Genomic DNA, 23,057 nt, shown 5'->3' with positions numbered 1-23,057 from the left:
CATGCGTCTGACGACGCCGTTCTGCGGGAACATTCGAGGCCGGCCCCAAAATTACTCCTGTCACGCAAGATTGGGACGATTGAGTGCCTGCGCAGCCTGAATCATATCTAATCCAGGCCGAGCCTCTTGCGCAGTTCGGCATTTTCCGCGCGCAACTTTTCCGCCAGAATTTTGCGAAGCCTCTGATTCTCCTCTTCAAGCTGGACGAGATCTGCCAATTCATCTCCAGCCGGAAGGGGCTTCTTGTCTCCTTCATCAGCGGACTTTGCAGCCTTTTTCCACTGATAGTAGGTTTGCTCCGATATGCCGGCGCTCCTGATAGCGTCCTTAAGTGTGCCTTTGCCTTCGGCGACCTGCGTTTCGATCAGCTTGAGCTTCTCGCTTTTTTCTGGTTCGCTATATTTCCTGGTCTTCGCGGCCGGCTTTGCGGCAGTTCGAACCGGTTCGGCAGCGGTCTTCTGACGCCGTGGCGACCTCTGCTTCTTACCCGTTGGTGGTTTCGCTTCGGCATTCGTCTCTGCAACCGCAGAGACCTGCCCTGTATTACTCTCGTCAGCCATCCCTGGACCCTCCTTAGCCATCGTCTGTTGTCGGCTGAGTGAACTACAGAGTCAACAGAACCGTCAAACTCCTATTTTTCGCATGGTTGATGTTGGGTCCGTGCCGATATGAGGCTGTGAAGCGGCCACCTGTCCGCCCTGATGGCGCCAACGTTGAATGCTGGGGGGACGTGTGGTAGCGGAGGTCCGTTCTGGTCTCTATCACCGACTGGACGGTCCAGGGTTGATCGACACGGGAACTTGGCAAGTTGCCCTTGTCCGAGCGATCCGACGGTACTTCGATCGCCCCGCCCCGATGGCAGCCAACATGGATACTCAGCCGCAGACGATTGGCAGCGGCTCTTCCGGATGACGGCCAATCCGTGCGACATGGATGCAACATGTTTAGGAGATGGCCAACCGGGCATGATTTCCAATCGCGCCGAATCAGGTTAAGCGGACGCGTTGTTCTCTTCGATGGCGAACGCCACTTGCAGCTCCATCTGTACCGCGTGCATGAATAGGCCGGCTTGGCGCGATATCTCTTCCTGGACAACGCCCGACCTTCTCAGCGCGGCGGCAAAGTCGGTCATCTCAGACCGCCAGAAACGGTTTGCTTGCTCTCCATGGAGCCTATGGAGGGCTTCTGCGCAGCGTTTGACATCGCCCATGCGCCGATTAGCCGGGAACTGCAGAACCGTCATGCTGTCTCCATCATTGGCAGGCGAATCGCCTGAGGATGTGGCTACAATCGCCGCCAGTCCTTCACAAAGATTAAACAGATTGCTCATGCCGGCTCAAGGAAACGCGAACCCACGCGACATGAACCGGTGCAAAAAATAGCGGAATCAAAAAAGCCCGCCTCATTCGAGAGACGGGCCAGTGTGGCAAATTCAGCTTTATGACTGATTGGCTGAATGCCGCGGCGAGCAACGGGCATTCCTAAACTACGGCCAGCCAGGCGTCAGGCTGGTAGGGAAACGGAACGGCTGAGGCTGTATTCCCGCCGACGGTCCTCACACAGCTACAGCGCCGCGCCTCTTATCAGACGCGCAAGGACGCTGCAGCACTTTGAATTGCTGCATGTTTTTATCCTCAAATCGGCTACGATTTAAGGAAACATGCAGTAGAACCAAGTCTCAGGTGATGCGGATCGAGCGGTCGTCGGACTCATCCCGCCACTTGATCGTCATTTGGCCATCCAGGGCCTCCAGCGCTCGCCCAACGGCCTTGTAATTGATACGCTTGCGCTACCAACCGCTTCTCCTGAAGTATGTCTTAGTTCCTGCTTCTCGGTCGAGGTCTACCATTGACCACCTAATCTCGTGGCATTTCTCGCGTATTTGGTCGATGGCCACGTGCCCCGTGGGTTTATAGGCCGGGCTTCTCGCGTCGGAATCCGTGATATCGGGCGGCCTGGCTAATATTCACCCACGTCGAATGTGGGAATGCAGCACAGATTTCTTCCTGCGAACTTCTTGGGTACATGCGGCGAAGTTTTGATATCTCTGCTGCTGCCCAAAAATGGATTTGCTTAGACAAGCCCATCTTATCCGCTTCATTTCGATAGCCCTTGGCGTCCGGTGCGGTAGTTTTCGAGCGATTTCCTGCGGGTGGTGATGGCGAAGGATATCTATCTCCTCGTCGGTAGCTTGTCACCGTTTATGGTCACGCCCTCCCGTTGCGCTCTTCGGCGGTTGCGTTCGGATATCGCGGCGCTGCGAGCATGAAACGAGAGCAACATGCATCGATCCTCCTCGCCAGCATTTCAGCGAAGGGCGCCTCAGTCGCGAATTCACAAATTGCGTTTTCCCCAACAATGATCCAAACCAAGCAATGAGCCTCACCACCCAATTCATTGCCGAGCTGATCAGAGCCGCCAACGAAGCGGACAGGCTGACGCCGTTCGAGGTCAAGCGGCTCCTCAATCGCTCGATCGCGACAATACGCGACATGCGCGAGGAGATCGGGATACCAGGCAGCAACCGAGCGAAGGATGTTGTGATTGACCTTCAGGTGGCGGCGGCCCGAGCGGATAGCCTGACCGCTGCAGAGATCAGAGACACTCTCATCGATGCCGCCGATGTGATCAGGACGTTGAAGATTCTGCTTGATGGGAAGGAATGAAAGGCGTTTACCCTCCCCCGTGCTTTTGAAGAGGCGTAGCGGAAACGTGGAATCGGACTTCCTCTCTGGTGAAAGCGTAGATAGCGTCTCTACGTAGCTGATTCTCTTCGGCTGCGTCCCCGCATCCAAGGAAGGCAACTGGATAGCGGGACTTGCCCCGCCCTCGCGCGGGGCTTTTTCGTGACCAGAGGAGGCCAAAGGCGACGGGATGCGCTGGCAAGCCAATCGTGTTCGCCCACGGAACGTGTTATGAATGTCCATGCCTGAAAGCGAGCAGCACTACGAGTTTTCTGAATTCTCCGGCGAATTTGTCGACGACGATGTGACCGTCATTTTGCGCATTTACCGTCCCGCCGGCACAAACGCCGACTGGACGCTCGAGGTGTTCGACGAGGAAGGAAACACTACCGTCTGGAATGACACCTTCGACACCGATCGAGAGGCATTCGAAGAATTTCTGGCCACCGTTCAGCGTGATGGCATGCGGAGCTTTCTAGACGAGCCGGTGCAGAAATTGCATTGACACCTGAACGCGCTAACCGACGAGGCGCGTGAGTGGCAGTCGCTGATGCCGTGACATGAAGGAACCCCTCACCGTCCGCCGCCGTTTTCCGTCATACGCACGGAGGAAGTCATGGCAACCAAGGACACCAACGCAAAGCCAGAACAGGCGACGCCTGCCGACGTCCATCAACCCGCGGACCGCAAGAAGCATCAGGATGAGGAGTCGATTGCACCGTCTACGGTTCAGCCACCTGGCGCTAAGGACACGAGCGAAAAACCGAAAGTGAATCCGGTTACAGGTGGGACGGCATAGGTCTGCCGGCGGCATTCCGCTGCACATGGCACGGACCGAACGCCTCAAGCAATTGTCACGCTGTCGTCACGCTCGACGGCTAAGAGGTAGCAATCTCGCCATTGACCAGGGATGTACTGGTAATGGCTGCAGGAAGGTCGGGGTAGCCCGGCCTTTTTTGTTGCCTACTGCTCGTGAGATGCCAAACTATCTACACTGCTACAGATGTCGCGGGAGAGATGGCGTGACGAGAAGCAAGGAACACATCGATAACCTGTTGAGATTGCGTCAGGAATTGGTCGAGCGTCGACGCGCGGTTGCCAGCAATAACGAGCCAGGGGAGATCGTGGCAACTGCAAAGGGCGTGATTGAATTTCAGATGAGCATCGAGGCGATCGATCGAGCCATAGACGACGAAAGAAGATTACACGGGGCACCAGTACCCCGTTTGGGCGGCGCCCCTAATCCTTGACCGCGACTTGCACTGTGACAGCCTACGACCTGTCGGTTGCAGTGCGTGGGGGTAGGAGATCGTTCGTGGATTTAGCGTATCCTGGGGACGCGGCAAGCGTTGACGACATTCTTGAGTTAGCAGGGCATTACAGGATGGCCGCTAAATTGCTTGGCGAACACGCGCCACGGGGTAAGCAGTTATCCCACGCTCCCCGCCGGCTTCTGGCCCTCCACTCGATTGAGCCGCACCTGAACGCGTATCTCATCACTAGAGGGTACGACTCTAAGTCCCTTCGCGGCCTTCAACACGATGTCAGCGAACGAGCGCGAATGGCGATTGATGCGGGCCTACTCTTGCGCAAGCGCACAGGACAGCACTTGGCGACCCTGTCATCCAGCAGAGAATACCTCATCACCAGATACGGCCCTGAAATGACCGCCACCCTGTCGCAAGTGAACCGAGTTATGGCAACGCTCGACGAGTTGTCGCTGAAGATAGGGAAGATCTTGCACGGGCGCGGCGCGCTTACTGCTTCGGCCGGCGGCCACACTAGAGGCTGAGGATCGAACGCGGTGGCGCGGGGGATCATCGACAGATCACGATGCCCAGTCGTAAAGGGGCACGGGTCGCGATGGGCAACAAATGACGAAGGCTCTAACCGCGTAGTTAAGCGACCCAGAAACGAACTCGTAAGCGCTGCGACACGCGGCACATTGCGCCTAACGTATGGACAGTTCGGCGACTTGGCCGGCATCCCTCCCGTGTTCTTCGAGTGCAACAGGACAGAAGCCGCATCGGACTCTGGCAAATGCGAAAGGAGTCGACAGGGTCAAGACATGACAAAAAAGACGGGAATCTGTCGAAAAAGACAAATCAGCATCTGTTACCGCCTTCCTTCCGGCTGAAATACCTGCACGTTGAACGAATCTGACCGACATGAAGACAAAGGAGAAGACGTTGAGTGAATCACGTTCGGGCAACGAGGAACGGAAGCTTGAGCTGACGAGCCGAATCGTCGCCGCTTATCTGAGCCGCAATGTCGTTCCTGTTGAGGGCCTGCCTAATCTTATTGAGCAGACGTTTTCCTCATTAAGCAGCACATCTCAGCCAGGCACGGCCGAACCTGACTCTGCCGTTGGAGAACGTCGCCCCGCCGTTCCGATCAAGAAGTCGGTGACGGCCGATTTCATCATTTGCCTCGAGGATGGCCAAAAGTTCAAAACGCTGAGGCGGCACCTGATGGCAAAGTACGGGCTCACACCGGAGGAATATCGTGCAAAATGGAGTCTTCCGGATGACTACCCGATGATTGCTCCAAACTATGCTCAACAACGCTCGGCCCTCGCGCGCGCAACCGGTTTGGGCAAGAAACGGTAGGCAGCCCTCAGCTTCGGCGGGCCAGCGATCGACCTGAAGTGTCGTTAAATAGTCTCGGAAATAGCTGTCACACCTGTTGCGCATTTGCGCAGCGGTCTCCTAGAGCCGTCTTTTTCGCTGTCGTTCGAAATGGAGGCGCCCGCAAGGTTGCGGCGCTCGTCCCGTGAAGCTTGGTCGCGTTGCGGCACTTTGGGCTCAAAGGGCATGCGATGCCTGAGTTATTGCAGACCGGTTCGCTGCCAAACTGATCACGTGCCCGACGATCATACCCGCAGCCGGCCTCCTTATCACGGTAGCAATCCGGGATGGAAACGGTGTACAGGGACGACACCAGTTGGCCGGAACTGAATGGAAGCCATGATCGCAGCAAACGACGACACAATTGCCAGCCGCATCAGCCGCATCCTCGCCGATCGGATTGTCACTGGCCAGCTTGCCCCAGGCATGAAGCTGAAGCAGGACAAGTTCGCAGAGGAATTCGGCGCGAGCCATGTACCGGTGCGCGAGGCGTTTCGGCGGCTTGAAGCGCAAGGTTTGGTCGTTAGCGAGCCACGCCGCGGCGTCCGAGTGGCCTCCTTCGATCTCAATGAGGTCCGGGAGGTGGCGGAAATGCGGGCAGCACTGGAAGTGCTCGCGCTCAGGCATGCGGCGCCGCACTTGACGCCATCCATTCTCAACGAGGCAGAAGAAGCGACAGTCGCAGGCGACGATTCGCGCGATGTCCGATCCTGGGAGGATGCAAACAGGCGTTTCCACAGGCTCATTCTTACACCTTGCGGAATGCCGCGCCTGCTTGCTGCAATTGATGATCTACATGCCGCAAGCGCGCGCTTTCTGTTTGCGTCCTGGCGGTCCGAATGGGAAGTGCGGACCGACCACGAGCATCGTGCCATCCTTGCCTTTCTGCGCGAGGGAAAAACCGAAAACGCCTCGGCAATTCTGGAGCGTCACGTCCAACGGATTGGCCAGAGACCGACCAAAGGACCCGCCGGCGCGAGGCGCGATATCTTCGCAATCGCCGGCTGAGGGCCGGGCCCCTCCTCCCGACCCACTTCATTCACCACGACGCCTCGCCCGGCAGTTGAGTGTCAGAGGGTACACGCTCTCGGCGTGCTTGCTTGCATCCGACCGCAAATTATAGATAGAACACATCTTCTATTGATAATGATTCTTGCGCGGAGGCGAACTTGCCGGGAAAGCTGAACCGAACTGTCGCAAACGAACAAAAATCGAAGCGATGCGTCCCTTCAGAAGCCAAAAAAATCTATAATTTGCCATTCAACGATTTGCTGTACCAGGCACAGACGGTGCACCGGGCAAATTTCGACCCCAATGTGGTGCAGATGAGCCGGCTGCTTTCGATCAAGACAGGCGGCTGCGCCGAAGATTGCGGCTATTGCAGCCAGTCGGCTCATTATCCGACGGGGCTCAAGGCCTCGAAGCTAATGGAAGTCGAAAGAGTTATCGCCGAGGCGGGCAAGGCCAAGGAGGGGGGCGCGACACGCTATTGCATGGGTGCAGCCTGGCGCAGCCCGAAAGACCGCGACATGGACGCAATCGTCGCGATGGTTCGCGGCGTAAAGCAGCTCGGCATGGAGACGTGCATGACGCTCGGAATGTTGTCGCCGGCACAGAGCGCGGCGCTCGCCGACGCCGGTCTCGATTACTACAACCACAATATCGACACCTCGGAGCGCTTCTACAGCGAAATCATCACCACTCGTACTTTCGCCGACCGCCTCGAAACCCTTTCGAATGTGCGCGAGGCCGGCATCAACGTCTGTGCCGGCGGCATTCTGGGGATGGGCGAGACGGCCGATGACCGCATCTCCATGCTGGTCACTCTCGCCAATCTTCACTCCCCGCCCGAAAGCGTGCCGATCAACATGCTCATTCCGATTCCCGGCTCGAAACTGGCCGATGCGGCTCCGGTCGACCCCATCGAGTTCGTTCGCGTCATCGCGCTTGCGCGCATCCTGATGCCGCAATCCCATGTGCGACTGTCCGCCGGACGGACGGAAATGACCGACGAGATGCAGGCTCTTTGTTTCTTTGCCGGGGCCAATTCGATCTTTGTCGGCGACACGTTGCTGACCGCCGACAATCCCGGGGAAGACCAAGATGCCGGGCTCTTCCGCCGACTCGGCCTGAAGCCGATGGCACTGGAGCCGAACACATGAACGGCTGCGGCCTCGACCGCTACGCACGCACATTGGCAGCGCTCGAGCGCAAGGGACGGCGCAGGGTGCTGCTGCCGCCGGGTGCGATCGATTTCACGTCCAACGACTATCTGGCACTCGCCGATTCTCCACGCCTCAAGGCTGCGATCGCCGCCGCGATCGAACGCGGCGTGCCGGTTGGTGCCGGCGGCTCGCGGCTGCTGCGCGGCAATCATCCGGAGCATCAGGCGCTCGAGGCCGAGGCTGCTGCCCATTTCGGCACCGAGCGCTGCCTTTATTTGGGCAGCGGCTATGCGGCCAACGCCGCGCTCTTTGCGACCCTGCCACAACGGGATGATCTGATTGTCCATGACGCACTGGTGCATGCCAGCGCGCACGAAGGCATTTCGGCAAGCAAGGCACCGGCAGTCTCCGTACCGCACAACGACGTCGAAGGTTTTGCCGACGCGATCCGGCGATGGCGACTTGCGGGCCGGACCGGCCATCCGTGGATTGCCGTCGAAAGCCTCTACTCGATGGACGGCGACCGCGCTCCCCTCCCCGAGCTCGCGGAACTCACCGACCGGCATGACGGCTTTCTGGTGATCGACGAGGCGCATGCCACAGGCGTCTTCGGCCCGGACGGCCGCGGTCTCGCCCACGGTCTGGAAAACCGCGAGAACATCATCGTCCTTCACACCTGCGGCAAGGCGCTTGGTGTCAGCGGCGCACTGATCGGCGCCAGCGCCGTGATTTGTGACTATCTCGTCAACCGGGCACGCGGCTTCATCTATTCGACCGCGCCGTCGCCGCTTATCGCCGCGTGCGTGCGCGAGGCGTTGAGGGTTGTTGTCGATGAGCCCGAGCGTCGGGCTGCGTTGGAAGCGTTGCGAACGTTCGCCAATGCGGAACTTGCGGCCGTGCTCGGCGTCAAGGGCAGCGGGTCGCAGATCCTGCCGGTCCCGATCGGCGACAATGCCCTATGCCTGAGGGTTGCGGCGCGCATGCGTGCCGAAGGCTTCGATATCCGCGCGATCCGGCCGCCGACCGTCCCGGAAGGCACGGCAAGGCTTCGGATTGCCATCACCCTCAATGTCGACAGGCCGGCGATTTCGCAGATGTTCGCGCGGCTCGCCGTGATCATGGTGGAGGAAAAGCCGTGACGCGTCGCCTCGTGGTCACCGGAACCGATACGGGTATCGGCAAGACAGTCTTTTCCGCCGCCCTGACGGATGCACTCGGCGCCTGTTACTGGAAGCCGGTCCAGTCCGGTCTTGAAGGTGAAACGGACAGCGAGACGGTTCAGCGGCTTGGCCGCATACCGCCCGCGCGCATCGTGCCGGAAGCCTATCGGCTGCGCACGCCGGCTTCGCCGCATCTGGCAGCCAGCATCGACGGCCTCCGGATTGAGGCCGAAGGGCTTGTCCCGCCTGTGCCGGAGGGGCCGCTGATCATTGAGGGCGCAGGCGGGTTGCTGGTGCCGCTTACCGCAGAGACCGTCTTCGCGGACGTTTTTGCCCGCTGGCAGATACCCGTTGTGCTGTGCGCCCGCACGGACCTCGGAACCATCAACCACACACTCCTGTCCCTGGAGGCGCTGCGCGCGCGCTCGATTCCAGTTTTCGGCGTCGCTTTTATCGGCGAAAGGCAAGCGGATACGGAAAGCATCATCGCCAAGATGGGCCGCGTCCGTTCGCTCGGACGGCTGCCGAAACTGGACCCGCTGACCCCGGAGCTGCTGCGCCAGGCCTTTCGGGAGAACTTTGATATCGGCCTTTTCCTGAAGGAGCCGGCATGATCCGCTCACCCATCTGGCATCCCTTTACCCAGCATGCGCTCGAGCCGATGATGAAGCGGATCGCCAAGACCGAGGGCGCCTATCTCATCGACAAGGACGGCACGCCCATTCTCGACGCGATCTCGTCCTGGTGGGTGGTAACCCACGGCCACCGCCATCCGGCGATCATGGAGGCGATCCGAACGGCCTGTGAAACCTACGACCAGATCATCTTTGCGGAATATTCCCACGAACCGGCGGAGAAACTGGCGACGGGCCTGATCGAAGTGGCGCCTGCCGGACTCGCCCACGTCTTCTTTTCCGACAGCGGCTCCACCGCCGTTGAGGTCGCGCTGAAGATGGCGCTTGGTTTTTTCCATAACATTGGCAAGCCGCGGAGCCGCATCGTGGTCATGGAGCACAGCTACCATGGCGATACGATCGGCACCATGTCTACGGGAGAGCGCGGCGTCTTCAACGCGGCCTATGAGCCGCTGCTCTTCCATGTCGATCGGCTGCCGTTTCCTCAGGCAGACTCTGATCAGGCGACACTCGATGCTTTCGAAGCGATATGCCGTTCCGGCGAGGTCGCCGCCCTCCTCATCGAACCGCTCGTTCTCGGCGCTGGTGGCATGAAGATGTATCGGGCGTCGCTGCTTGCGGAACTGAAGCACCTCGCCCGCCGATACGGCTGCCTGACGATTGCCGACGAGGTGATGACCGGCTGGGGGCGAACCGGCAGCCTCTTTGCCTGCGAACAGGCAGGCATCGCGCCAGATATCCTGTGTACCTCAAAAGGCTTGACAGGCGGGGCGCTGCCGCTGGCGGCAACGCTTTGCACCGCCGCGATCTTCGAGGCGCATCTCTCGGCGGACCGACGCAAGACCTTCTTCCATTCCAGTTCCTACACCGCCAACCCGATCGCCTGCGCGGCGGCCGTTGCCAATCTCAATATTTGGCGGGAGGAGCCGGTGCGGGGCCGTATCGGCGCGCTCGAGAGGCTTCATGAGAAGGGGCTTGCTCGCTTCGCATCCGACCCCCGGTTTGCCAATCTTCGGCAAATGGGCACGATCGCCGCTCTCGACGTCGTCGTGCCGGAGGGCGGCTATCTGTCCGAGATCGGACCCCGCCTTCGAGCGTTTTTCCGCGAGCGCAAGCTCCTGATCCGCCCGCTCGGCAACGTCATCTATCTGATGCCGCCGTACTGCGCCACCGCTGCCGATCTCGACCGGGCCTATGACGCGATCGACGAGGCGGCGGGCCTTTTTGCGGAAGGGCGGCTATGAGCGGCGCACCTGCATCGCGTCTTGCGGGGATCGGCCACGCCGTGCCGGACCGACGCGTCGAAAATGCCGAGATCGAAATGAGACTCGGACTGGAGCCGGGCTGGATCGAACGCCGAACGGGTATTCGAACGAGGTACTGGGTTGACGATGGCGACACCCTCAGCGGACTTGCGGCGAGGGCCGGAGAAGCTGCTCTCAACAACGCGGGCATCGCGCGCGGAGAGATTGCGCTGACGCTGCTGGCCACATCGACGCCTGATCATCTTCTCCCGCCGTCTGCCCCGTTGCTCGCTCACCGTCTTCGCCTTTTGAACAGCGGTGCGATCGATCTTGCCGGCGCCTGCTCGGGCTTTGTCTACGCACTGACACTTGCCGACGGGTTCGTGCGCGCGCAGGGCCGGCCGGTCCTGGTCGTGGCGGCAAATATCTTGAGCCGGAGGATCAATTCGGCCGAGCGCGCAAGCGCGGTCCTTTTCGCGGATGCCGCCGGAGCCGTCGTGCTGGCGCCATCGGACGAGGTCGAGAAGGGAATTCTCGGTGTCGATCTCGCCTCGGACGGAAGCCGTTATGGTCTGATCTCCATTCCTGCCGGCGGCAGCAACCGGCCCTTCGCTTCAGGCATCCCGGCGGAGGATTTTCTGATGACTATGCGCGATGGCCGCGAGATGTTCGCGCAGGCCGTTGAGATGATGGCGACCTGCGGCGCCCGGGCACTCGCCGCCGCCGGTCTGGACGCGACAAGGATAGACCGCTTCGTGCCTCACCAAGCCAATGCCCGAATTTTTGATGCCGTCAGCGACAGGCTCGGCATCGACCCGGGACGAACAGTGCGAACGATCGACAATTATGGGAATTCGTCAGCGGCGACCATAGCGCTTTCCCTGTCGCTCTCGCATCAAACCAGGCCACTTGTTTCCGGCGAAAAGCTGTTGCTGACCGCCGCTGGAGCCGGCTTAACCGGAGGTGCTGTCGTTTTCGGGGTATAGTTTGGTGGGTGCTGCGAAAACGCCCCTCGTTGAAGGCTTCGAATTTGAAAACAACGTTGTTGCACATGCAAAGGCGCCGTTGACGAGTCCAAGGATCGCCTGAGCGAGCTGCAGGCGGCGGGCCTGGTCGAGAAGACGTTTTGCGGCAGGCGTTCGGGGTTCTGCCCTACCCGTAGCCGGGTTTGAAGTGTGCCGGGCATGCCCCACCTACCGGCTTTCCCTCCTCCGCCGAGGCGTAGAAGCAGTTCGGCCAGGCTTGCGCAGGGGTGGCCGCCGATAGCAGCGCCGCGCGAGCGCCTCCTGTCGATCGCAACAGGGCGACGGGACTGTGAAATTCGAGCGCGGATGGTCTCTTTAGTCGCCGCGGCCCTCGCTTTGTAGGTTTCACCGCATCCGTGTCGGGGACTGGACGTCTGGTTCTTGTGCCGGGGAGCACGTTTTACCGATTTGGGAGAGAGACGCGAACAGAGCGATGAGCTGGAGACAAGACCGATCCCGCTGGTCTCGAACGCGTTCCTTATTGCGGTAATGTTGACGGCGTCAGACTCCAGGACGCTGCCGACGTCGCCTCCGAGCTGACCCAACTCGGAGGCGACGCGTCCTAGGCGGTAGCCGTCACAGCCGCCATGGACTCCCTGCTTCGTGTGCTTCCGGCCGTATGATCATTCGACCGTTACCGACTTGGCGAGGTTGCGCGGCTGATCGACATCGGTGCCCATGGACACGGCCGTGTGATAGGCAAGAAGCTGGATCGGCAGCGCGAAGATCATCGGCGCGATGATTTCGTCGACGTTCGGCAACACGAGCGTATGCATCGTGTCGAGCTTCGACGCCGCAGCTCCCGCCTCGTCCGTGATGAGAATGATGCGCCCGCCACGAGCGGCAACTTCCTGCATGTTCGAGACCGTCTTGTCGAAGAAGCGGTCGTGCGGCGCGATGACGATGACAGGCATGTTCTCGTCGATCAGCGCGATCGGGCCATGCTTCAGTTCGCCGGCGGCATAGCCTTCCGCATGGATGTAGGAAATCTCCTTGAGCTTCAGCGCGCCTTCCATCGCCAGCGGGAAGCTGGTGCCGCGGCCGAGATAGAGCACGTCTCGGCACTTCGACAATTCGCGCGACAGGTACTCGATCTTCGGCTGGATGCTGTTCAACACCTGGCCCATGATGCGCGGCATCTCGGCAAGGCTTCTCACCAGCGCCTGTTCTTCCTCATCGCTGACCGTGCCTCTCGCTCTGCCCGCCCCGATAGCGAGCGCGGCGAGCACGGCAAGCTGGCAGGTGAAGGCCTTGGTCGATGCGACGCCGATCTCCGGACCGGCGAGGATCGGGAAGACCGCGTCGGATTCCCGCGCGATCGTCGATTCGCGGGTATTGACGACGGCACCGATCTTCAGGCCGTGTTCCTTGCAGTACCGGAGCGATGCCAGCGTATCGGCCGTTTCCCCCGACTGCGAAATGAAGAGAGCGGCCGATTGCGGCGAGAGCGGGATCTCGCGATAACGAAACTCGGAGGCGACATCGATTTCGACCGGAAGACGCGCGTAACGCTCGAACCAGTACTTGCCGATCAGCCCGGCAAGATAGGCGGTACCGCAGGCGGAAAGCGCAAGACTCGGTACTTTGGAGAAATCGATGTCATCGCAAACAGCCGTCACACGGTTTTCGATGAAGTTGATGTAGTGGCCGAGCGCGTGGGAGATGACCTCCGGCTGCTCGTAGATTTCCTTCTCCATGAAATGGCGATGATTGCCCTTGTCGACCATATAGGCGACGTCCGAGGAAACCTGCCGCGGCCGGGCGACGGCGTTGCCGTCGATATCAAAGATATGGACACCGGTTTTGTCGATGATCGCCCAGTCGCCATCGAACAGATAGGTGATTTCATTGGTGAAGGGCGCCAGGGCGATCGCATCAGACCCCAGGAACATTTCGCCGTCGCCGTGGCCGATCGCCAGCGGCGGTCCGTTTCGTGCCGCCATGATAGTCAGCGGATCATCTTCGAAAAGGACAGCGAGTGCGTATGCGCCCCTCAGCCGCCTCAGCATCGCAAACATCGCCTCGCGCCGTCCGATCCCATCGCGGCGAAGCCTTGCCAGGAGATGCGCGACGACCTCCGTGTCGGTCTCGGTCTGGAACGCGGCGCCGGCCGCGGCCAGTTCGTCCTTCAACTCAGCAAAGTTCTCGATAATGCCGTTGTGGACCACCGCAACACCATCGGTGAAATGGGGGTGCGCATTGCGTTCCGTCGGTGCGCCATGCGTTGCCCAGCGCGTATGGCCTATGCCGATGGTGCCAGCCAATGGATCCTTATTCAGCCTTGCCTCGAGATTGACGAGCTTGCCCTCCGCGCGCCGGCGATCGAGCGCTCCACCATCGATCGTCGCGACGCCGGCCGAATCGTAGCCGCGGTATTCCAGGCGTTTCAACGCACCGACCAGCCGTTCCGAGACCGGCTGCTGCCCGACGATGCCTACGATCCCGCACATATCCTCTTCGCGTTCCTTCCACGCCGGCCGCGGCGTACTCAAATACCCCGTCTGAGCGAGGCTACATCAATAGCTCTCGGTCGCCTCACACAGGCGATCGTTTCTTCGCTGCGCGTCACCTGCTGTCGCCGTTCGTGACGCCGCCGAAATGGCGGCTGGCAGAAGCGTCATATCGACAATCGACCTGCCGCCATGCGCTTGGTTTGGTCAGGCCCAGCGCTTTCTAATTGCACTCAACAGATTGGCAAAATCGATTCTTTGGATCACACCCATTCGCACCATGGATGCACGACGCCAATGCGTTTCGAGGGCTCGGCCCTCAATCTCCTCGCTAGCGCTCGACGCGCAGATGACCGAGCGTCCCGCAACTCGACATGCCGCCGCTCAGACCGAGAATTGAAGCTGTCGCAGTAAACAGTATGCGCATTCGCCTCTCTCAGCAGATCCTGGGCAATTGCTCGCCCGACAGCCAGTCGACGATCCTGCCGCCGCCGAAACAGGTCGACATCTGCACGAAACAATCGTCGTCAGCCACGACGTGTCCGACCAGCGCCGCCTCCCGCCCGAGGGGATGTGCACGCATCGCAGCCAGGATTGCTTTGGCGCCTTCCGGCCCGGCGACGGCGACAAGCTTGCCCTCGTTGGCGACATTGAGCGGATCGAGCCCTAGCAACTCGCAGGCCGCTGCCACCTCCGGTTTGACCGGGATGGCTTCCTCGTCAATATGGAAGCCGACCTTTGACTGGCTGGCGATTTCGTTAAGCGTCGCGGCGATGCCGCCGCGCGTGGGATCGCGCATCAGCCGGATTTGCCTGCCACCGGCCTCTACCATCGCGGCCACAAGCCCGTGCAGCGCGGCGCTGTCGGAGACGACCGCCGCATCGAATTCCAGGTTCTCGCGTTTCGACATCACCGCGATGCCATGATCACCGATCGAGCCGGAGAGGATAACCGCATCACCCGGCCGGGCGGCATCGGCGCGCAGATCGAGCCCGTCCGGCACCACGCCGACGCCGGACGTCGAAATGAAGACACCGTCGGCCTTGCCTCGCTCGACCACCTTGGTATCGCCGGTGATAATCGGCACACCGGCCGCGCGCGAAGCAACGCCCATGCTTTCGGCGATGCGTTCGAGATCGGCGAGCGGAAAACCCTCCTCGATGATGAAGCTCGCCGAGAGATAGAGCGGTCGGGCAGCGGCCATGGCGATATCGTTGATCGTGCCGTGCACGGCGAGCGAGCCAATATTCCCGCCGGGAAAGAACAGCGGCGAGACGACATAGCCGTCAGTGCTCATGACCATGCGTGCGCCCGGGACCGTGAAGGCCGACTGGTCGTTGCCGGCGCGCAGCCAGATGTTGTCGAAGGCCTTGTGAAAGATGCCCTCTATGAGCTGTCCCATTGCACGTCCGCCGGCGCCATGGGAGAGATCGACCCGCCCATTGGCAACGTCGAGGTTTCGGCTGTACGCCTCCATCATCATTTTCATGCGACCGCCCTCCCGGCATCCGGTTGCCGCGCCTTCGTGCGGAAGCGGCCATAGGTCCAGTGTGCGGCGCAGGCGCCTTCCGACGACACCATGCAGGATCCCATCGGGGTATCGGGCGTGCAGACCGTGCCGAACAGCTTGCAGTCGGCAGGTTTCTTCACGCCGCGCAGAATGGCACCGCATTCGCAGGCCGGATTGTCCTCGGCCGTGAAGGTCATCATCGAAAAGCGCTTTTCGGCATCGTAGGCCGCATATTGTGGCCGGAGCCTGAGGCCGCTCAAAGGCAACTCGCCGAGGCCTCGCCATTCGAAGCTCTCGCGCAGCTCGAAGAAATTCGCCACCTCCGCCTGGGCCTTCACATTGCCGAGTCTGGTCACCGCGCGGATATACTGGTTTTCGACCACGTGCCTGCCGTCGTTGATCTGGCGCACGAGCATCAGGACCGCCTGGATGACATCGAGTGGCTCGAAGCCGGCGACCACGACCGGTTTGCGGAATTTCTCGGCGAAGAATTCATAGGGCTTCGTGCCGATCACAGCGCTGACATGGGCTGGGCCGATGAAGCCATCGATCTTGATCGTACCGGGCTTGCTGACATCCGGACTCTCCAGGATGTTGTGGATTGCCGCCGGGGTCACGACATGGTTGCAGAAGATCGAGAAATTGCCGAGGTTCCTGGCGATCGCCGTCTTTAGCGCCAGAGCGGTTGGCGGTGTCGTCGTCTCGAAGCCAATCGCGAAGAACACCACCTCGCGCTGCGGCTCGGCTTCCGCGATCCTCAGCGCATCGAGGGTCGAGTAGACCATGCGGATATCGGCGCCGGCCGCCTTTGCCTTGAGCAGGCTCCAACCGTTCCTGTCCCGTACGCGCATCAGGTCGCCATAGGTGCAAAGCGTGATCTCGGGACGCATCGCGAGCGCGATCGCCGCGCCGATCCGGCCGATCGGCAGCACGCAAACAGGACAACCCGGGCCGTGGACCATCCGGACATTGTCGGGCAGCAAATCCTCAAACCCGTAGCGGGAGATCACGTGCGTGTGTCCACCGCAGAACTCCATGAAGTGGTAGGAGCGAGCCGGATCCGCAGTCGACGCGATCTGACGGGCAATATCGCGGACGAGCGTTCCATTACGATATTCGTCGATATACTTCATGTCGCATGACCCATCGCGGCTTCCTGGATCAGCGCCAGCGTTCGCTCCGCCTCCTCAGGATTAATCTTCGTCAGCGCATAGCCGACATGGAGGATGACGTAGTCGCCCGGCCGGACATCGTCGATCAGCGCCGTCGAGATGATTTTCGAGACGCCGTCGAGCGTGACTCTCGCCATTTCGTCGGGCAGCACTTCCCTGACCTCGACCGGTATGGCTAGGCACATGTTGGGCTCTGCTCCTCAGATGCACGTTTGGCCATGATGACCTGCCGCGCATGGGCGGCTTGGCCAAGCGCAACGCCGCCGTCATTGGCCGGCGCCAGACGTGGCAAATATGGCTCAAGGTCGCGCTCCCGCAGTGCCTGCGCCAGACCCGTCGCAAGCACGCGGTTCATCATACATCCGCCGCCGAGCACAACCTGCCCAGTGCCGAGGTTGGCCGCGCCGCTCGCCGCCCAATCCGCGAGGCCGGCAATCAGCGTGCCATGGAAAAGGTCGGCGGCATCGGTGCCGCACATCCCTGTCTCAGCCAAACACAGGATGAGCGGCCGGAAGTCGAGCACTCCATCGTTAATGGCATACCCGCCGGGCAGGCACCGCGGCGCCCGGACCAGCGCCTCGAATTCCATCGCTGCCTGCCCCTCATGGGTCTGGACGAGGCTAACACCCGATATCGCCGCGGCGGCGTCGAAGAGCCTACCGAGGCTGCTCGTAACCGGGGTCCGCATGCCGCGGTTGAACATCGCCGCCAATCGCGCCACGCCGGAATGAGCGAGCTCGAGCGCCCGCGCGAGGTCGATGCGGTTCGCCGCCTGAAGTGCTGCGACTCCCATGCGCCAGGGTTCGCGCGCCGCCCGGTCGCCACCCGGCAGCGGCAGCGGCATGAGCGATCCTGTGCGCAGCCAGCGATGTCCCTCTACCGCAAGCATCTCGCCACCCCAACTGCTGCCGTCGGTGCCAAGACCGTGGCCGTCGAGCGCGAGCCCGACGACCGGTTCGGCGAGTCGATGCTCCGCCGCCACCGCAGCGACATGAGCGAGATGGTGCTGAACCGGGATGACCGGCAGACCGAAGCTCTCCGCCATCCGCACCGAGCGGAGATCCGGATGCAGGTCGCAGACCGCGAATTCCAACGTCACGTCAAGGATCGAACGGAGATGGGTCGCCGCTTCGCGCTGGAAGCGTATCGCCTCCGCATTGTCGAGGCCGCCCACATGCTGCGACAGAAACGCTTCGCGACCGCGCGTGACGCAGACGGTGTTCTTGAGGTCTGTACCGGTGGCGATCACGGAAGGTCCGTCCGCGCCAAGGTCGACGGGCTCTGGCACGAAGCCGCGGGCGCGGCGGATGAAGGCGGGCGCGCCGTCAACAACTTGCATGACGGAGTCGTCGGCGCGGGCGACGATGTCGCGATCATGGGTGACGATCAGATCGGCGATCGCCGAAAGGCGCAGCTCGGCATCCGCATTATCGGCAACGAGCGGCTCGCCGCCGGGATTGGCGCTGGTCGCGACCAGCGCAGGGGGACAGTGCGGCGAAAGACGGGAGAGTTCATCGAACAGGAGCAGGTGCGCCGGTGCGTAGGCCACAATGAAGCCTATCCGCCCGAGTCCGGGAGCAACGAGATTGGACAGCTTGCCGGCAACGGCCTCCACCAGAACGATCGGGCTCGCCGGCGAAGTCAGCAAGGCCTCTTCGGCGTCCGTCAGCCGCGCCAGCTGCCGTGCCGCCGCGATATCCCGCACCATGACGGCGAAGGGCTTCACTTCGCGGGCCTTGCGCCGCCTGAGGCGCGCGATCGCCGCATCGTTGCGTGCATCGCAGAACAGGTGGAACCCGCCGACCCCCTTCAGTGCGACGATCGCGCCGCCTTCAAGTCGCGCCGCCATGTCGGCGACTGGATGGCTGAGGCTTGGACCACACTCAGGACAAGCAACTGGCTCGGCGTGGAAGCGACGGCTCTCCGGGTCGACATAGTCCGCCGCGCAGGCACCACACATCGAAAACGAGGCCATCGAGGTCTGGGCGCGGTCGTAAGGAAGCGCGCTGGTTATGGTGAAGCGCGGCCCGCATTGGGTACAGTTGACGAAGGGATAGCCAAAAAACCGGCTCCCCGGATCCGTGAGTTCCCGCCGGCATTCCTCGCAAATCGCGGCGTCGGCGCCGATACGGGTCGCACTCCTGCCGTCGAGGCTATCGAGGATGTCGAACCGACCGCCGCCGATCGGCGGCAGCTCCAGTACGTCCAAAGCATCGATACGGGCGAGCGGCGGCGCCTGGGTGCGGATCGCCTCGGGGAAGCGGTCTGGATCCAGGCCCTCGATCTCGATCAGCACGCCTTCACTGTCATTAAGGACAAACCCGGAAAGCCGCATCTCGCACGCGAGCCTGTAGACGAAAGGCCGGAAGCCGACGCCCTGCACGGTACCGCGCACGCGCAGCCGCAGCCGCCGGACCCGGCTTTCGATCGGTCGTGCGAGCACCCGCGCCATTGTTCACACCACCTTCGATTGCTTATCTTGCCGCGCAGCGGATGCTTCGAGCCAGCTATATAAGGCCTCCATCCCCTCCCCCGTGCGGGCGGAGACAATCAGCGTCTGCAGCCGCGGATTGACGAGCCGCGCGTTGGAAATGCACAGCCCGACATCGAAGTCGAGATGCGGGAGCAGGTCCGCCTTATTGAGGATCATCAGGTCGGCGGCGGCGAACATGTCGGGATATTTGAGCGGCTTGTCCTCGCCCTCGGTGACCGAGAGCACCACGACCTTGTGAGCCTCGCCAAGATCGAAAGCGGCGGGACAGACAAGATTACCGACATTCTCGATGAAGAGCACAGAGCCCGGCTCAGGCGCGAGATCCTCGACCGCATGGCCGACCATATGGGCGTCGAGATGGCATCCCTTGCCGGTGTTGATCTGAACTGCGCGGGCGCCTGTCTCGCGAATGCGGGCCGCGTCATTCGAGGTCTGCTGGTCGCCTTCGATGACATTGATCGTAACACGCTCCTTGAGCTCGCTGATCGTCCGCACAAGCAGGCTGGTCTTGCCCGAGCCCGGGCTGGAGACGAAGTTGAGCGCGAAAACGCCCTGGTCTGCGAAATGTCTCCGATTTTCGGTGGCATAGGTGTCGTTCTTGGAGAGGATCTCCCTCTCGACCTGGATGATCCGTTCCTGGCTCATGCCAGGAACATGCACGCCGGCAATGCCCTGGCGGCAGTCGGCCGAGCCGTCCTCTGCATGATGGTGAGAATGATGATCGTCACCATGGTGGTGATGATGGTCATGGTCGGGCCCACCGCCGTGGCCATGACCATGGCTGCCCGCCTCGTGCTTGTGGCCTTCGACAGGCGATGTCCCGCAACCGCATATTGCACACATCAAATCACCTCCATGTCCCTGATTTTCAATTCGTCGCCTGCCGTCATTTGCACGCGATGGCGCCCGCAATGCGGGCAGGCGCCGAACCGTTCCTTCAAAGCAACTGCCGTGCCGCAATCGAGGCACCAGCCCTCGCCGGCGATGCGGTTGATCTCGAGCCGCGCGCGATCCGCGAGCGTGCCGTGCCGCACCGCTTCGTAACAGAAGAGCAACGCGTCGGGATCGACGTGGCTCAGTACGCCGACATCGAGACGGACCGACTTGACCCGCCTTGCACCATTCAGGCGCGCGGTCTCGCAGATGATCTCGATCACGCTTTCCATCAGTGACATTTCATGCATTTGCGGCCTCGCGGATAGCGACTTCGATAGCCACGCAAGGATCGAACAGGACGGCGAGCCGCGAGACAGACCGGGTAGCGGAATGGTCGGAGCCGATCCGCGACCCCAGAAGAGTTTCTACGAAAGGACCGGCCGGGTGAAAGTTCCATTCCGTCGGGGCAAGGATGCGATAGGCCGAAAGCCTGCCGTCGTCGCCTATCTCTGCCTGATGATAGAGCCGGCCCCGCGCGCATTCCACGGCGCCGTAACCGCCCGCGCCCGGCGTCGGCGCACCGCAGGCGAGCGTTGGCCAGTCAACTTCGCCGGTACCGGCGAGAGTCGTTAGTTGCCCGAGGCAGAACCGGACATCGCCGATCCGGGCCAGGAACCGCTGCGCGAGATGGGAGCCCGCGGAAGCTCCCGCCGCTGCGCGCCGGGCGTAGGCCCCCGTCTCGACAACCCGGCCGGGAAGATGCGGCAGTCTCGTATAATCGGGTTCATCACAAAGCCGGGCGATGACCTCCAGATCATCTTCGACGGTCAGCGCGTTGGGTCTCCGGCCAACGAAAACGCGATCGTCGTCTATATCTTTCAGCATTGCTGCGCAGACCGATCCCGACACTGTCATGTCGCCCGGGCCGGAAATTCCCATCGCCGCAGCCGCCGAGCAGAGGCGGGCGATCGCCGAAGCGAGGTGTCGTGGGTTGATCTTGCCGGTACGCGCCTCCGTAATGATCGCTTGTGAGGCGGCCAGTGCCTTTCGCAGATATCCGCCGGCGGCCGCCGCGAGCGCGGCGGACAATGGCGACGGCCAATGGAGGATCAGCGCCCGCAGTGTTTCGAAGATCCGTTCCGCGTGCAGACCTGCGGCGGCGGCGGCGCGCTCCTCTTCACCCATCGGTAGATCCGCCGCATTGAGGACCGCGAGCCTGGAGGCAACCGACTGCGAAAAGCCACAGAGCGAAAACACCTGCCGTGCGAGTCTGGGCGCGTCCTCCGGCCGGCGTCCGACGAACATGCGAGTTAGCCCCAGCGGACGGTTCGCTTTAACTTCGACGGAACAGGCAACTGCGCGCGACACCGTCACTGCGATCCTCATCTTGCCCGGCCCGCGAAGGAATGTCATTCCGACTCCTCCTCGCGTCGGCGGAAATGTCCGCGCAACAGGTGCCGCCGGTTGATGACAGCAGGTGGTGCCGGTGCCGGCTCGAGCGTGCCGCGATCGAAGAAGGCGCGGGCGGCCTCCTCCGCCATTTCCAATGCCGCCTCCATCGTGGCGAATTCGAAGACCGGCGAGAGCAGCGCGCAGGAATCGACGCGGCCGATCGCGTGGAGCTTTCCGGCTATGAATTCGACTTCGCCCGCGGGAAGGCCGATACTGAGGGTCGTGCCGGTGGCGACGGGCGCGGCAGGTGCCCCGTCAGGCAGATCCACGGCCACGAGATTCATGAACCATGGCGTGGTCACAATACCGAAGGCGCGGCCGCGATAGGTCCGGAAGCCCGTAGCCGCGACTGTGAGTGCGGGATTGCAGATCGGCACGTCAGTCATGGCGGTTGCGTGAATGTGTCGATAGCGGGCTTCTAACCGTTGGCCGAGCGCCAGCGCCCGATTGGGTTCGGCTCCCTTGATGCTGGCACCCATCACCGCCCAACCTCAACTTCGAGTGCATCGCAATTCGGGCAGCGCCATTCCCCCGGCAGGTCGGCAAACGGCGTGCTCGGTGGAATCTGCGAGACCGGGTCGCCGGCGGCGGGAGCATAGACGCGCCAGCAGATACTGCATTCCATCCGGTCGCCAGATACGGTCTCGCACTTCCCGAAATTGTCGAAGGCGCTCATTTGAAATAGGCCTCCTCCATCTCGCGGAGCCGCATCTCCGAGTCATGGAAATCCTCCTCGGCGGCAATGGCGGCTGAGGGTATGTCGGAGATCTCCAGCGTATCGAGGATGATCATGTCCATGGCGTTACAGAACTGGACCGACCAGACATTGCGTGTGCCGGTCGCGACGATGCGGCAGGCTCCGTATCCGCGCGAGGTGAGCCGCACCGGCCCGACACCCAGTGAATTTTGCAGGAAGACCATGTCTTCCGGGCTCATGGGGAAGAGCGACAAGGTGATGACATGGGCCGGATCGCTGTCGCGATGACGGGTGATGCGGTCACCGATCTCAGTGAGCACGGGCATGACATTCATGGCGCCTGCCGGCGCGGCGCCATGGCTGATCGATGCCGGTAGTCCGGAACAGGCCTGCGTGACGGCGGCGGGAATGCTCCCAACCTCGATATAGTCGCCGACGAGGTGGCCTCCGGCGGCGGTGAAGCGGATCCGCCAGATGCCGGCCATGACAGCCTCCTGCATCTGAGCGGTGATGCCGTTCTCCAGCATCGCGACACCGGCAACCTCGCCCTCACCGAGAATGTGGGTGATCAGTTCCTTGTCGTGCTCGGGATAGTCGGTGATGTCGAACAGCCGGCACGGCCGGTCACCCTTCTGAACCGCGAGCGCATCGGCCAGCCCCGGCAGGAGCAGCGCTGTCCTCCAGCATCGGCGGATCAGCTCCTCCGCGTTGCTTGTCGCGAGGAAATTGAGCTTGCGGGGCGGTTCAGCGCCTATCACCGTCATCACCGCCCTGTCAGTTTCCGGGGCGACCCAAAAACCGGCGTCTCGACCTTCGGCCCGCCTGAGTGCACCGTGACTGACGCGTCGGGCGACAGACGGCCGCCG

Annotated in this window: 24 protein-coding genes; 11 read left to right on the top strand and 13 right to left on the bottom strand. The window is 61.8% G+C overall.

Annotated features, from left to right (window positions below; translation table 11 throughout):
• Window positions 1–107: 107 nt before the first annotated feature.
• Both RB548_RS23620 and RB548_RS23615 read right to left on the bottom strand, forming a co-directional pair.
• Window positions 108–560 carry a transposase gene (locus RB548_RS23620; RefSeq protein ID WP_331375727.1) on the bottom strand — a complete coding sequence of 151 codons (453 nt, stop codon included), beginning with the start codon at window positions 558–560 and terminating at the stop codon, window positions 108–110.
• Between the two features lie 431 nt (window positions 561–991).
• Window positions 992–1,330 (bottom strand): DUF6074 family protein, encoded by a 339-nt coding sequence (locus RB548_RS23615; protein ID WP_331375726.1) that lies wholly within the window; start codon window positions 1,328–1,330, stop codon window positions 992–994.
• A 1,045-nt stretch (window positions 1,331–2,375) separates the two neighbouring features.
• Between RB548_RS23615 and RB548_RS23610 the strand changes: the two genes are divergently transcribed.
• The 11 genes from RB548_RS23610 to RB548_RS23560 all read left to right on the top strand — a co-directional run bounded on the left by RB548_RS23610 (window position 2,376) and on the right by RB548_RS23560 (window position 11,501).
• The gene (locus RB548_RS23610) at window positions 2,376–2,666 is read left to right on the top strand and encodes a hypothetical protein (RefSeq protein WP_331375725.1); all 291 of its coding nucleotides are present in this window, start codon (window positions 2,376–2,378) and stop codon (window positions 2,664–2,666) included.
• 259 nt (window positions 2,667–2,925) lie between these two features.
• Window positions 2,926–3,189, top strand: coding sequence for a hypothetical protein (locus tag RB548_RS23605; protein WP_331375756.1), 264 nt, complete (start codon window positions 2,926–2,928; stop codon window positions 3,187–3,189).
• A 111-nt stretch (window positions 3,190–3,300) separates the two neighbouring features.
• On the top strand, window positions 3,301–3,483 hold the full coding sequence (locus RB548_RS23600; protein ID WP_180942236.1) for a hypothetical protein: 183 nt from the start codon (window positions 3,301–3,303) through the stop codon (window positions 3,481–3,483).
• A gap of 223 nt (window positions 3,484–3,706) precedes the next feature.
• Entirely contained in the window at window positions 3,707–3,934 is a 228-nt protein-coding gene (locus tag RB548_RS23595; RefSeq protein WP_331375724.1) for a hypothetical protein, read from the top strand.
• Between the two features lie 939 nt (window positions 3,935–4,873).
• Window positions 4,874–5,293 (top strand): MucR family transcriptional regulator, encoded by a 420-nt coding sequence (locus RB548_RS23590; protein ID WP_283067965.1) that lies wholly within the window; start codon window positions 4,874–4,876, stop codon window positions 5,291–5,293.
• Between the two features lie 357 nt (window positions 5,294–5,650).
• Window positions 5,651–6,319, top strand: a complete 669-nt coding sequence (locus RB548_RS23585; protein WP_331375723.1) for a GntR family transcriptional regulator — start codon at window positions 5,651–5,653, stop codon at window positions 6,317–6,319.
• 173 nt (window positions 6,320–6,492) lie between these two features.
• Window positions 6,493–7,473, top strand: a complete 981-nt coding sequence (bioB, locus tag RB548_RS23580) for a biotin synthase BioB (RefSeq protein WP_331375755.1) — start codon at window positions 6,493–6,495, stop codon at window positions 7,471–7,473.
• On the top strand, window positions 7,470–8,615 hold the full coding sequence (locus RB548_RS23575) for an 8-amino-7-oxononanoate synthase (RefSeq protein ID WP_331375722.1): 1,146 nt from the start codon (window positions 7,470–7,472) through the stop codon (window positions 8,613–8,615). Before bioB ends, RB548_RS23575 begins: the two co-directional genes overlap by 4 nt.
• Window positions 8,612–9,250 carry a dethiobiotin synthase gene (gene bioD, locus RB548_RS23570; protein ID WP_331375721.1) on the top strand — a complete coding sequence of 213 codons (639 nt, stop codon included), beginning with the start codon at window positions 8,612–8,614 and terminating at the stop codon, window positions 9,248–9,250. The genes RB548_RS23575 and bioD overlap by 4 nt, the downstream gene beginning before the upstream one ends.
• The gene (locus RB548_RS23565) at window positions 9,247–10,515 is read left to right on the top strand and encodes an adenosylmethionine--8-amino-7-oxononanoate transaminase (protein ID WP_331375720.1); all 1,269 of its coding nucleotides are present in this window, start codon (window positions 9,247–9,249) and stop codon (window positions 10,513–10,515) included. The genes bioD and RB548_RS23565 overlap by 4 nt, the downstream gene beginning before the upstream one ends.
• Window positions 10,512–11,501: a beta-ketoacyl-ACP synthase III gene (locus RB548_RS23560; RefSeq protein WP_331375719.1), complete on the top strand. Its 990-nt coding sequence runs from the start codon at window positions 10,512–10,514 to the stop codon at window positions 11,499–11,501. Before RB548_RS23565 ends, RB548_RS23560 begins: the two co-directional genes overlap by 4 nt.
• A gap of 662 nt (window positions 11,502–12,163) precedes the next feature.
• Here the strand turns inward: RB548_RS23560 and glmS are convergent.
• From glmS to RB548_RS23505, 11 genes are all read right to left on the bottom strand, one after another.
• Window positions 12,164–13,990 carry a glutamine--fructose-6-phosphate transaminase (isomerizing) gene (glmS, locus tag RB548_RS23555; protein ID WP_331375718.1) on the bottom strand — a complete coding sequence of 609 codons (1,827 nt, stop codon included), beginning with the start codon at window positions 13,988–13,990 and terminating at the stop codon, window positions 12,164–12,166.
• A 436-nt stretch (window positions 13,991–14,426) separates the two neighbouring features.
• Window positions 14,427–15,479: a hydrogenase expression/formation protein HypE gene (gene hypE / locus RB548_RS23550; RefSeq protein ID WP_331375717.1), complete on the bottom strand. Its 1,053-nt coding sequence runs from the start codon at window positions 15,477–15,479 to the stop codon at window positions 14,427–14,429.
• Window positions 15,476–16,633 (bottom strand): hydrogenase formation protein HypD, encoded by a 1,158-nt coding sequence (gene hypD / locus RB548_RS23545; RefSeq protein WP_331375716.1) that lies wholly within the window; start codon window positions 16,631–16,633, stop codon window positions 15,476–15,478. The genes hypE and hypD overlap by 4 nt, the downstream gene beginning before the upstream one ends.
• The gene (locus RB548_RS23540; protein ID WP_331375715.1) at window positions 16,630–16,857 is read right to left on the bottom strand and encodes a HypC/HybG/HupF family hydrogenase formation chaperone; all 228 of its coding nucleotides are present in this window, start codon (window positions 16,855–16,857) and stop codon (window positions 16,630–16,632) included. The genes hypD and RB548_RS23540 overlap by 4 nt, the downstream gene beginning before the upstream one ends.
• On the bottom strand, window positions 16,848–19,124 hold the full coding sequence (hypF, locus tag RB548_RS23535; RefSeq protein WP_331375714.1) for a carbamoyltransferase HypF: 2,277 nt from the start codon (window positions 19,122–19,124) through the stop codon (window positions 16,848–16,850). Before hypF ends, RB548_RS23540 begins: the two co-directional genes overlap by 10 nt.
• A gap of 3 nt (window positions 19,125–19,127) precedes the next feature.
• A complete protein-coding gene (hypB, locus tag RB548_RS23530) occupies window positions 19,128–20,009 on the bottom strand; it encodes a hydrogenase nickel incorporation protein HypB (RefSeq protein WP_331375713.1) in 882 nt (293 codons plus the stop codon).
• Window positions 20,009–20,350, bottom strand: coding sequence for a hydrogenase maturation nickel metallochaperone HypA (gene hypA / locus RB548_RS23525; protein ID WP_331375712.1), 342 nt, complete (start codon window positions 20,348–20,350; stop codon window positions 20,009–20,011). The genes hypB and hypA overlap by 1 nt, the downstream gene beginning before the upstream one ends.
• Window positions 20,343–21,455, bottom strand: coding sequence for a nickel-dependent hydrogenase large subunit (locus RB548_RS23520; RefSeq protein WP_331375711.1), 1,113 nt, complete (start codon window positions 21,453–21,455; stop codon window positions 20,343–20,345). The genes hypA and RB548_RS23520 overlap by 8 nt, the downstream gene beginning before the upstream one ends.
• Entirely contained in the window at window positions 21,452–21,973 is a 522-nt protein-coding gene (gene hybE, locus RB548_RS23515) for a [NiFe]-hydrogenase assembly chaperone HybE (RefSeq protein ID WP_331375710.1), read from the bottom strand. The genes RB548_RS23520 and hybE overlap by 4 nt, the downstream gene beginning before the upstream one ends.
• On the bottom strand, window positions 21,973–22,170 hold the full coding sequence (locus RB548_RS23510; protein WP_331375708.1) for a rubredoxin: 198 nt from the start codon (window positions 22,168–22,170) through the stop codon (window positions 21,973–21,975). Before RB548_RS23510 ends, hybE begins: the two co-directional genes overlap by 1 nt.
• Window positions 22,167–22,955, bottom strand: a complete 789-nt coding sequence (locus RB548_RS23505; protein ID WP_331375707.1) for a hydrogenase expression/formation protein — start codon at window positions 22,953–22,955, stop codon at window positions 22,167–22,169. Before RB548_RS23505 ends, RB548_RS23510 begins: the two co-directional genes overlap by 4 nt.
• Window positions 22,956–23,057: the final 102 nt, after the last annotated feature.

It is taken from the genome of Sinorhizobium chiapasense (genome assembly GCF_036488675.1).
GTDB lineage: Bacteria > Pseudomonadota > Alphaproteobacteria > Rhizobiales > Rhizobiaceae > Sinorhizobium > Sinorhizobium chiapasense.
The sequence above is the reverse complement of the archived record's forward strand: the minus strand, read 5'-3'. Positions and strand labels throughout refer to the sequence as shown.

Bases quoted from the DNA above. Each gene is read 5' to 3' on its own strand.
- RB548_RS23620 (WP_331375727.1), bottom strand. From the start codon at position 560: ATGGCTGACGAGAGTAATACAGGGCAGGTCTCTGCGGTTGCAGAGACG.
- RB548_RS23615 (WP_331375726.1), bottom strand. From the start codon at position 1,330: ATGAGCAATCTGTTTAATCTTTGTGAAGGACTGGCGGCGATTGTAGCC.
- RB548_RS23610 (WP_331375725.1), top strand. From the start codon at position 2,376: ATGAGCCTCACCACCCAATTCATTGCCGAGCTGATCAGAGCCGCCAAC.
- RB548_RS23605 (WP_331375756.1), top strand. From the start codon at position 2,926: ATGCCTGAAAGCGAGCAGCACTACGAGTTTTCTGAATTCTCCGGCGAA.
- RB548_RS23600 (WP_180942236.1), top strand. From the start codon at position 3,301: ATGGCAACCAAGGACACCAACGCAAAGCCAGAACAGGCGACGCCTGCC.
- RB548_RS23585 (WP_331375723.1), top strand. From the start codon at position 5,651: ATGATCGCAGCAAACGACGACACAATTGCCAGCCGCATCAGCCGCATC.
- RB548_RS23575 (WP_331375722.1), top strand. From the start codon at position 7,470: ATGAACGGCTGCGGCCTCGACCGCTACGCACGCACATTGGCAGCGCTC.
- RB548_RS23565 (WP_331375720.1), top strand. From the start codon at position 9,247: ATGATCCGCTCACCCATCTGGCATCCCTTTACCCAGCATGCGCTCGAG.
- RB548_RS23560 (WP_331375719.1), top strand. From the start codon at position 10,512: ATGAGCGGCGCACCTGCATCGCGTCTTGCGGGGATCGGCCACGCCGTG.
- glmS (WP_331375718.1), bottom strand. From the start codon at position 13,990: ATGTGCGGGATCGTAGGCATCGTCGGGCAGCAGCCGGTCTCGGAACGG.
- hypE (WP_331375717.1), bottom strand. From the start codon at position 15,479: ATGAAAATGATGATGGAGGCGTACAGCCGAAACCTCGACGTTGCCAAT.
- hypD (WP_331375716.1), bottom strand. From the start codon at position 16,633: ATGAAGTATATCGACGAATATCGTAATGGAACGCTCGTCCGCGATATT.
- RB548_RS23540 (WP_331375715.1), bottom strand. From the start codon at position 16,857: ATGTGCCTAGCCATACCGGTCGAGGTCAGGGAAGTGCTGCCCGACGAA.
- hypF (WP_331375714.1), bottom strand. From the start codon at position 19,124: ATGGCGCGGGTGCTCGCACGACCGATCGAAAGCCGGGTCCGGCGGCTG.
- hypB (WP_331375713.1), bottom strand. From the start codon at position 20,009: ATGTGTGCAATATGCGGTTGCGGGACATCGCCTGTCGAAGGCCACAAG.
- hypA (WP_331375712.1), bottom strand. From the start codon at position 20,350: ATGCATGAAATGTCACTGATGGAAAGCGTGATCGAGATCATCTGCGAG.
- RB548_RS23520 (WP_331375711.1), bottom strand. From the start codon at position 21,455: ATGACATTCCTTCGCGGGCCGGGCAAGATGAGGATCGCAGTGACGGTG.
- hybE (WP_331375710.1), bottom strand. From the start codon at position 21,973: ATGGGTGCCAGCATCAAGGGAGCCGAACCCAATCGGGCGCTGGCGCTC.
- RB548_RS23510 (WP_331375708.1), bottom strand. From the start codon at position 22,170: ATGAGCGCCTTCGACAATTTCGGGAAGTGCGAGACCGTATCTGGCGAC.
- RB548_RS23505 (WP_331375707.1), bottom strand. From the start codon at position 22,955: ATGACGGTGATAGGCGCTGAACCGCCCCGCAAGCTCAATTTCCTCGCG.